This is a genomic window from Phenylobacterium sp. (assembly GCF_036495085.1).
Classification (GTDB): domain Bacteria; phylum Pseudomonadota; class Alphaproteobacteria; order Caulobacterales; family Caulobacteraceae; genus Phenylobacterium.
Genome location: NZ_DASXNL010000038.1, coordinates 1 through 9561, shown reverse-complemented (window position 1 = coordinate 9561; position 9561 = coordinate 1). Strand labels below are relative to the sequence as shown.

At 65.9% G+C, this 9561-nt stretch carries 6 protein-coding genes; 3 read left to right on the top strand and 3 right to left on the bottom strand.

Features of this window, described 5'->3' with window-relative positions; translation table 11 throughout:
• Positions 1 to 404: 404 nt before the first annotated feature.
• Together VGI62_RS05775 and VGI62_RS05770 are read right to left on the bottom strand one after the other, a co-directional pair.
• Entirely contained in the window at positions 405 to 1058 is a 654-nt protein-coding gene (locus VGI62_RS05775; protein WP_331503447.1) for an alpha/beta hydrolase, read from the bottom strand.
• Between the two features lie 59 nt (positions 1059 to 1117).
• Entirely contained in the window at positions 1118 to 3079 is a 1962-nt protein-coding gene (locus VGI62_RS05770) for a serine hydrolase domain-containing protein (RefSeq protein WP_331503446.1), read from the bottom strand.
• A gap of 800 nt (positions 3080 to 3879) precedes the next feature.
• On the opposite strand from VGI62_RS05770, the gene VGI62_RS05765 reads away from it, so the two are divergent.
• On the top strand, positions 3880 to 5877 hold the full coding sequence (locus tag VGI62_RS05765; protein ID WP_331503445.1) for a redoxin family protein: 1998 nt from the start codon (positions 3880 to 3882) through the stop codon (positions 5875 to 5877).
• A 305-nt stretch (positions 5878 to 6182) separates the two neighbouring features.
• Here the strand turns inward: VGI62_RS05765 and VGI62_RS05760 are convergent, their stop codons facing one another.
• Positions 6183 to 7268, bottom strand: a complete 1086-nt coding sequence (locus VGI62_RS05760) for a M14 family metallopeptidase (protein ID WP_331503444.1) — start codon at positions 7266 to 7268, stop codon at positions 6183 to 6185.
• Between the two features lie 269 nt (positions 7269 to 7537).
• On the opposite strand from VGI62_RS05760, the gene VGI62_RS05755 reads away from it, so the two are divergent.
• The gene (locus VGI62_RS05755) at positions 7538 to 8680 is read left to right on the top strand and encodes a VOC family protein (protein ID WP_331503443.1); all 1143 of its coding nucleotides are present in this window, start codon (positions 7538 to 7540) and stop codon (positions 8678 to 8680) included.
• A gap of 419 nt (positions 8681 to 9099) precedes the next feature.
• Positions 9100 to 9561, top strand: a 462-nt coding sequence (locus VGI62_RS05750) for a hypothetical protein (RefSeq protein ID WP_331503442.1), incomplete at its 3' end; no start/stop codon positions are given.

The window sequence follows — 9561 nt, the reverse complement described above, 5'->3', positions numbered from 1 at the left end:
CGCTCAGATAGGGGGGCCGCCCCCTTTGAGGGCGAAGACATCCTCTTCGGCGACGAGCGGCAACACGCGCATCAGCAGCGTGATTGGAATTCGTCGCGCGCGGAACGGTCTGGCTGCATCGTTCAGCGCCCCTCCTACAGCATGGAAGTCTGCGTCACCTTTGTCGGGCCTTGGCGACGTCGCCCCTCAAGGGTGCGGCACCGGCATACCTAGTCGTCTTGGCACGTTGCTGGCCGGCGCTAGTTCGTCCGGGCTGATCGACGTGCGGCGATCCCAGCGCAGGGCTCACCGCCGGCACGCGAAATTGGAAATAATGGGCCGCCTATAAACCCCACTGGACCGCTTGTGCGCGTGAATGGGAGATTGTGGCCGTTGCGGACCTATGTCGCGCAAACACTAAAGCGTCATCTGCCGAACGCCCACTCCACCATGAGCGGGAGTTCGGCTCGCCAGAACGGGCCACCGTGCGATCCCTCCCGTTCGGTCATCACGATATGCGCCCCCGCATCGCGCAGCGCTTCCGCCCACCGGGTCGCGTTCTCGTGAAAAAAGGGCTCCAGCGTTCCGGCGACGAGGTACACGCTCGGAAGCGAGCTGGGCAGTACAGCGGGCGGTCGGTAGCCCGCCCCGGGCGAGGCGCAAAATACAGCGCCGTAGACGTCCGGATGCCGCAACCCGATGGCGAGCGCCAGCTCTCCGCTCGCCGAGACGCCGAACACCGCCGTGCGCTCCTTGGGCAGTTCGACGCCGAAACGCGACCGAGTCCATTCGCGGACGCCTTCAATGAAGAATGTCTCGTGGGCCGCGAACCGCTTCGGATCGAAACCGGGCGAATACTCACCGAGCCGCTGCGTCTCATCCGCCAACCGGTGGACACCGACGATCATCGTGGATCGCACGCCGGCCGCCGTGACGAATTCACCCCATTGCGAAATCAGCTGACCGTCGCCGGCGAAGACCACGACCTCCGGCGGATCCGGCGGGAGATACACCGTGACCTGCCGACCGCCGTCGTATTCGAATGACTGGGTGACAAGTTCGCCCTCGGTGGACGACATCTTCGCTCGCCCCTTTAGCCGTAGTCACGCCTGCCCGCGACTATGACGGTCCGACGTTGCTAGGGGTTCCACGGCTGCAACGCGCCGAGGGCCGCCAGCAGGATGGCGAACGCGGAGAAGGCCAAAATGGTGGCGGTGAAACGCAGCTTGCGCCAAGGGCTCCAGCCGCCCCGGCCTGCCCAAGCGAACGGCGTCAGCGCAGCTGCGGTCCAACTCAGCACCGCTGCGGCAAGGGCGGCAGCGGAGGCGGCGGTCACCACGGGCCCAGGCCAGCCGTAGACCACGGTGCTCTGGTCGGCGAGCCCGCGCTGCAGCTTCAGGAGGAAAGCGGAGACCGCGAACAGCCAGAGCAGCGCGGCGGGACCGCGAAGGGCGCCTGCGAGCCGCTGAAGGCGGGTCTGGGGCAGCCGCCACCGCGCGGGGCTGGCCAGGCCAAAGAGGATGGCGACGGACGCCACCATCGCAAGCAGCGCCAGCAGCCCCAGGGTGCGTGTCTGACGAACCCAGTCGGCGCGCCAGAGTTCGCCACCACCGAGGAGCAGTTTCGTTGCGCGGCTCGGGCCCGTCGCGGTCTGGATTTGCACCCATGGATGGTCGGCGTCCCGGAACACCCCAGGCTCGCCCGTTGCGACGAATCGCTCTGGTCCGACCATGAGATAGCCGGGCGCCGCGACAGAGACTGGCGTGGTCAGAAAGCCCATGGCGAAGGCCTCCAGACCGTGGAAGGGTCGGCGGCTGGACAAATACTCGCCGCGGTAAAGGCCTGCGTCGTGGAGAAGGTCCGGGGTCGCCGGCAGGGACGGCTGCGGCGCCACGTAGAAGGTCTGGGCGATGAGGGCCGGGAGCACGCCGGTGAGTGTGTGCTCACCTTCGGTATTGGCGGCTACAAAGACACCAAGGCGCAGGGCAGGTACGATCATCAGGTTGGAATGGAAGTCCATGGTCGCACCGTTGTGGCCGTAGGACATTAGCCCGCCGCCGATCGGGCTTTGGAAGAAGCCCCCGTCGATGGCGCCGCCGCCGGGAAACCGGCGCATCGGCGTGCGGATCGCGACGGCGGTCGCCGGGCCATAGATCGTTCGACCGTCGATGACCCCGCCAGCCAGCAGCAACGTCATGTACCGCGCCATGTCGCCGGCGGTGCTGGAGATCGCCCCGGCCGGCGCATTGCCGCCGACAAGTTCGAAGGGATCGGCGGTGAAGCCCGCACCCGTCCAGCGATAGGGTCGCGAAAGGTCCTGGGCGAGGTCGGCTGACATGGGCGCAGGCAGTCCTGCGCGCTGTGGATAGGCCTCGCGTCCGGTTGTGTGGACCATGCCGGCGGGCCTCAGGATCTCGGCCTCCAGTAAATCTGGCCATAGGCCGCCTTCGACATGGGCTAGGGCGTCGCCGGTCAGGGCCGCGCCGTAGTTGGAATAGGCGGCCACTTCGCCCGGCGGAAACACCCGCGCCGGACGATACGTCGCCAGGTCATCGTCAACGGAAAGCAGCCGGGCCGGATCGCGCAGGAAGAGGTGCTTCAGCGGGAGGTCTTCGAACCCAGGCGTATGGGTCATCGTGTCCCTTAGTCGGACCTGGCGGTAGCCGCGATGATCGGGAATGCGCACCCTGGGCGGCAGATAGGTGTTGATCGGCGCGTCCAGGCTCATGCGGCCGCGTTCCACGGCATTCAGGGTCATGAGCCAGGTAAAGGTCTTGGTGATCGAACCCACGCGGAAGAGCGTGCGGTCAGGGTCGACCGGCCGCCGACGCGCCACGTCTGCGAAGCCATAGCCCTTCTTGAGCACCACGTTGCCGTCCTGGACGATGGCGACCGTGACGCCGGCGATGTGATCGCGCTCCATGGCTTGACGGACGGTGGCGTCCACCAGCGCTTCAAGTGCGACAGGCGGGATTGGCTGATCGGCCGACAGCGGCGGCGCGGCGACAGGAGGCGAAGGCGCGGCGTCCGCCCAGCCACCCGATGCGAGAAGGGCGACGGCGAACACAGGGCGGATCAGACGGGACCAGATCGTCAGCATGGCCGGAGACTCCCCCACTGATAAAATACCATGGTTTTTTATGCCGCTGGTCAAGGCGCAGCTCGGCCCGAAGCGGCGGGGGGCAGGTCAGGGGCGGCCGCACAACTTTGATCGAGGCCGCCGGATTGCTGCTCGCTCCGGGCGGCGTGAAGGCATCCGGCGCGCCGCGTGGCTCGCGCCCTGATAGCCCGGTCTCCGGGCTTGGGAGTCGGCCTTCCTATTGCTGATCGCGAGCGAGAGGCCCAGCGCTATGAGAGCGAGGATGCCGACGAGTTTGAGGGCGGCCCCAGCGCTGATCGGTGGAAGTCTACTAACAAAGTCAGCGACAGGGCGACGGCTGTCGCGCTGCAGACGACCACGGATGGGATCGCTTCTTTTCTCACGTGATCAGCACGCCATGGGCGCAGCCGGCTAACGAGGCTTGTCGCGTCGGCAACTTCCGTTTCCACACTCGGTCAGGAAATCCCGAAGTCCGCTTGATGGAGGTCATCATGCTCGCCCGCCGCGCCTTGCGACCCAAACCCTAACGGGAAGCGCTGCTTCTTTCCCCAGCGAAACAGCTTCAATATCCGGCCCACTTCATCCGAAGCGAAACGCTTTGTCGGCTCCGGCGGATCAACGTCTACCGGACATGGCGCCTTCTACTTCGTGGCGTACCCCAGATCAGGAGGCGTTGCGGATCGGTGGAGGTCGGCCGAGAAGGCCCTTCGATCACTATTTGCCGCGACAGATATACATTGTATCGGGTTCGCGACCGCAGCCCGACGCACCCGCCGCCAGTGATTGAAGGATAGTTATTGATGCGCCGCACCGTGATAGTTCCCGCGCTGGGATTGGCCTTGGGCATGTCGCTGCTTGGCGCATTGCAGGCCTCCGGCGCCAAGGCGCCGGATGCGGCCGTGGCCACGCCGGCCCAGGTCGACAATTTCCGGTTGGTGACCGCGACCGGCCATTCCGAGGATCTCTACCGCTACCATGATGCGCCGGCTGTCGTGCTCGCGATGTATGGGGTGGGCAGCCCCGAGATCAGGAAGCTCGCTCCGGCGCTGGAACGGCTGAACTCCACCTACGCGCCCAAGGGCGTGCGGATTATGATGCTGAACTCCGGCGGCAAGGACACTCGCGGCGCCGTGGTGGCCGAGGCGACCGCGCTCGGCCTCACCATGCCGATCCTGATGGACGACAACCAGCTCGCCGGTGACCAGCTCGGCGCCGATCGCGTGTCGGAAGTGTTCGTGATCGACCCCCGCTCCTGGAAGGTGGTCTACCGCGGCGCCTTGGGCGACGGCCGGACCGGCGCGATTCGCGCGCTGGATGCGCTGTTGGCCGGTAAGCCTGTGGCGGTGGCGCAGATCCCGGTGACGGGAGCCAGGATCAGCTTTCCCAATCGCAGCGCCCAGGCGAAGGCGGCCGCCGAGAAAATCTCCTACTCCAAGACCATCGCGCCGATCATCGAATCCAAGTGCATCGCGTGCCACGAGCAAGGCGGCATCGCGCCCTTCGCGCTCGACGGCTACGCCAAGGTGAAGGGCTTCTCGCCCATGATTCGCGAGACGCTTCGGACGGGCCGCATGCCGCCTTGGGACGCCGACCCGAAGGTCGGCCACTTCAAGAACGACAAGAGCCTCTCGCAAGACGAGATCAAGACCATGGTCCGCTGGATCGAGGCTGGCGCGCCGCGGGGCGATGGCCCTGACCGCCTCGCCGAAGTCCGGCACGTCGCGCCGGAATGGCCGCTCGGCAAGCCGGACCTGATCATCGACATCCCGTCCTACACGATCCCTGCCAGCGGCTTCGTGGATTACCAGTATCCGGTGATGAACAACCCGCTGACTGAAGGCCGCTGGCTGAAGGCTTCGACCGCGCGGGTGAACCAGCGCCAGGGGGTGCACCACATCCTCTCCGGCTACATCCCCGCCGGCCAGGAAAAGCAGGGCGGCATGACCAACTGGGGCGGCAGCATTGGCGGCTACACCGTTGGCATGGAAAGCATCGTCCAGCCCCCCGGCATCGGGAGCTACATCCCGGCCGGCGGCTCGATCGGCTACCAGATGCACTACACGCCGTTCGGCAAGGAGGTGCTCTCGACCCAGCAGATCGGGCTCTACCTCTACAAGCCCGGCGAGACACCGGAGCTGATGATGCGCGAGAACGTCATCGTGAACCAATTCATCAAGATCCCGCCCAATACCGAAGCGCACAAGGAGGTCAGTTACCTCGACTTCCCGCATGACGCCCTGCTCTATTCGGCCGTCGTGCACGCCCATTACCGCGGGACATATTCGGACCTGAAAATCCGCTATCCGGACGGGTCCGAAAAGCAGCTGCTGAACGTGCCGCACTACAACTTCAACTGGCAGCGAATGTACGAATTCGCCGAGCCGATCGAGGTGCCTGCGGGGTCCAAGCTGATCGCCACCTATATCTACGACAACTCAAAGCGGAATCCGGCCAACCCGGATCCCAACAAGGAAGTCGTGTGGGGCGACCAGTCGTTCGAGGAGATGTTCTACACCCAGCTCCGCTACCGCTGGATCGATGAGACCGCCGCCCATCAGACCACCTACGACGACGAAATGATGAAGACGCGCCTGATCGGCATGATGGACAGCAACTTCGACGGGAAGATTCAGAAGAGCGAACTGCGCGGCCCCATCGGCGATGGGATTCGGCCGCACTTCGAGCAATTGGATGTGAACAAGGACGGCGGGCTCGACGCCAAGGAACTTGAACCGGTCATGAAGATGCTCGACGCCCCCCACAAGGACGCATCGTCGGAGAAAGTCGCGTCGAAGTGACCCGAGTCTAAAAAGGTCGGCGTCGTACTGGACGGGTCGGGATAGGGATAAGGCTGGCAGCTCAGGCCGTTGGAGGTCCATGTCCGGGGCGCCGGGCGATCGCGAAAGCGCAGCTAACATCCGGTCTCGATCGTTGGCTCCGCTGCGAAACGCGACCGTTCGGCGGGCGGCGGGATCGGCGGCCAGGTTTGGACCGCTCGCCGTTTCGGGACCTCGACCCTCCTCCAACATGCGGACATCGGAACAGGCGCCAGCAGGCCCGTCCGAGCGAGAGGCGACGAGAGACGTTGGCGAGGCGTCGCCGCTTAGGCCGTGAGGCCCTTCAGCGCCTGCCGGATCGCCAGGAGGGACTGCCCGGCGATCATCCCCTTCCAGTCGTCGGCGTCGCCGAAAAAGGCGTCCCTGACCTCGGCCTTGATCGCCCGCCCCTCGGGCGAGGCCGGATCACCGTAGGCGTGCAGCCAGGCGTCAGCGCGCACGGCGTTCATCACCGCATTTACCGGCTTGGTGCCGAATTCCAGCGCCATCCCGGTTACTTCTGCGTGGTCAAGAAGGCTCGGCGCGAAGCTCAGGCCGTCGCCCACGATCTCGGCCGAGGCTGAATCGCCGCCGGCCAGCGGCGAGGTGATTGCGCCCCCGTACCAGCACGTGGCGCGCCTGAACGGCGCCGACTGGGGGCGTTCCACGACGATCTGCTCGCCGTAACCCCAAGGACCTAGGCCGGTATGGTAGTCGATGATGGCGATCCGGCCCGCGCCGCGCAGATAGTGCTCAAAGATGCTGGTCTGGGTGCGACGTGACCAGGTCGGTTGGTCGCCGCCGTAGAAAACGCCAAGGGGGTGGCTGTACTGGCCTCCGCTCAGCGCCTGCTGCAGCGCCATGGGGCCATGCTGGTCGGCGTAGGCTTTCAGGACGTGGTTGGCCCGCTCCTGCGCCTGCGCTGTCCACTCCCTTGGGCAGATCTGGTCGGCCAGCGCCTGATAACCGGGGTTCGTTTTGCGCGGCGAATTGAAGTCGATCCAATTTCGGTTCAGGTCGACGTTTTCATGCGTCACGCGGCGGAGCCAGGCGAACCCATAGGGATTGATCGCGTGGACGATCAGGGCCGCGGTCCCGTGCGGCAAAGCGCGATATTCCTCGCGGCGCAGCCAATCCACCTGAGTACCCGAGCCGCAGAAGCCCTCGACCCCGTGAGTCGCGCTGATCATCACAAGCACCGCCTCGGCCGAGCGCGGCCCGATCCAGGCCACATCGGTGGCGAGCTCACCGCTGTCCGGCCCGCGCTCGGGATGGGTGATGGCCTCGAGCGCCGCGCCCGCGCCGCTTGCGGCCTCAAGAAACTTGATGCGGGCTGCCTGATAGTCGGGACTGAAGCTTTCGGCGGAATTCATCTGCGCCCTCTCCCAGGCAACCGAACATGGGTCGATCAGCACACGACCCGTTGGCTCCCCATCTAGGGTCCCGGCGCAATCCGCGTCCACCCGGTCAGCGCGATGGCGAGCAGGACAGGAGTTGGAAGTGATCGCTGAAGGCTGCCGGCGACCGCCTGCGCCCCCCCAATCGCCGGCTCATGGCGTTGAGGCGATGACGGAGTTTCACCGGTTTCTGGATCTCCGAGAGTCCGCTTACGATCCCCACTCATAACTCGTGGGGTGGAACCGTGGACTTCTACGAACCGAGGCCGTGGCGCGGCTGGCGAGAGATATTGAAGGCGATCGGCCCGGTCGATACTCACGCCGCATCGCGCCGCCGTCGGGTGCTGCGCTTTGGCGCGCTCGCCCTGGTGGCGACGGCCACCGCCGGCTCCGCCTTCGCCCAGGGCATGTGCCAGAACGGATACGAGACGAAGGCCTGCCCGCTGCCCATGCGCGCCGCCACGGCGCCCATCGCGCCGATCTTCGCCTCGACCGGGTGGCGCACTGTGGCGCTGGACCATCTCGCCATCGAGGCGCCGGACTATCGTCGCGAGGCGGCGTTCTACGTCGCGCTCATGGGTTGGACGCTGCGCAGCGATAACGGCTCCCAAGCGATCCTCGACATCGGTTCCTGGGGCACGGTGACGATCAAGGCCGCGCCCCTGCGCCAAAGGGCCGTTGTAACGGGCTTCAGCTTCGTGATTGCGCCCTGGGACAGCCGAACGGTGGAGGCGGAACTGCGCAAGCGGGGTCTGAGCCCCGTGCGAGATGACGATGGTCGCGGGTTCGAGAGCTTCCACGTGCGCGACCCGGACGGCTGGGACCTGCAGATCGGCAATGGCAGGGGCCTGGCGGAGGGCCGTCGCGTGGGCGCCGCGGCCAAGCCCGACACGCCGGCCCCGTTCGCCCCGACCGGTTGGAAGACGGTCTGGCTCGACCACCTGTCTTTCAGGGTCAGCAACTACAAGGAAAGCGCATCCTTCTACGCCAACCTGGTCGGCTGGAGTCCGATCTACGACGAGGGGAGCCAGATCGAGATGGAGATGGGCGACGTCGGCGACATCATCGTGCGCGGCGGCAATCCGTTCGTCTCGGGGCCGCAGCCCGTGGGTGCGGCGCGCGCGGCGCAGCTGGACCACATCTCGTTCGGCATCCGACCGTGGGACACCGACGCGGTGAAGGCGGAGCTGGACGCCCGCAAGCTCACCGCGGCCATCGACACCTCTACCGCGCAGGAAATCCACGTCGCGTCCTACCGGAGCTATCACACGAGGACGCCGAACGGCTTCAACCTGCAGATAAGCTTCGTCGACCGGGAGAACCGCTTGGCGCAGTCCAGCGCAGTGCGGCCACGCGAACTGGCGTCCGAAAACCAGCCCACGCACTAAGCCCCGGAGCTCTCCGAATTTCATCCTCCCCGGCTATCTGTGACGCCTGATTGGTGGCCCTGGACTAGCGACCAGGTTGGGACCGGTCCGCGCCAGGAGCGCAAGTAGCTCCGCTCCCGAAACCCGATCGTCATGGGGCGGCCGAACTATTCCCTTCGACCCAGATTAGGACGCGCCTACGCATTGGTTCGGCCTGGCCCCAGGAGCGGTAGTCGTCGGGTCGAGCATTAGATGTCGGGCGACTTGGAATCGCTGGCGAGGCGGCTCGTTGATGGCAAGGCCAAGGTATGGCAGGCTGCGGCCATCGTTCACCGCGCCTTGCGGTGAGCCGTGGGGTACCGCCCTGCGGTGGATGGGACGCCTCGGCCCGGCCGTCGCGGACGATCTGCTGCGGGGCGCCGTCATCTGGGACGCACCTCATGGGCGCAGACTTCCCCATCTTTACATCATCCGGCGACCAGATCACCGAGCACTTTCGAATCCACGGTTGGGTGCGCGTGCCTGAGGCGTTCGACGCCGCTGAGGCCGCTGCCATGCGCGACGTAGTCTGGCACGGGCTTGCGGACGTCGGCGTCAAGCGCGACGCGCCGGCGACGTGGACGATCGAACGGCCCGTGAAACTTCAAAAGCTGAAGGACCATCCCGCCTTCAACGCCGTGGGAAGCGCAAGCGTGCTCGCGGCCATCGACGCCATTCTGGAAACCCAGCTCTATGAGAAGCCGAAACGGTGGGGCGCCGTATTCGTGGCCTTCCCAACCAAAGACGAATGGGGTGTCCCATCACGCGGTTGGCACGTCGACGCGAACTACACCGGCCAGTTGTCACCGCCGAAGGGCGTGCAAACCCACGCGCTGTTCGGTGACATTGCGCCCCGCAGTGGC

Bases quoted from the DNA above. Each gene is read 5' to 3' on its own strand.
- VGI62_RS05775 (WP_331503447.1), bottom strand. From the start codon at position 1,058: ATGTCGTCCACCGAGGGCGAACTTGTCACCCAGTCATTCGAATACGAC.
- VGI62_RS05770 (WP_331503446.1), bottom strand. From the start codon at position 3,079: ATGCTGACGATCTGGTCCCGTCTGATCCGCCCTGTGTTCGCCGTCGCC.
- VGI62_RS05765 (WP_331503445.1), top strand. From the start codon at position 3,880: ATGCGCCGCACCGTGATAGTTCCCGCGCTGGGATTGGCCTTGGGCATG.
- VGI62_RS05760 (WP_331503444.1), bottom strand. From the start codon at position 7,268: ATGAATTCCGCCGAAAGCTTCAGTCCCGACTATCAGGCAGCCCGCATC.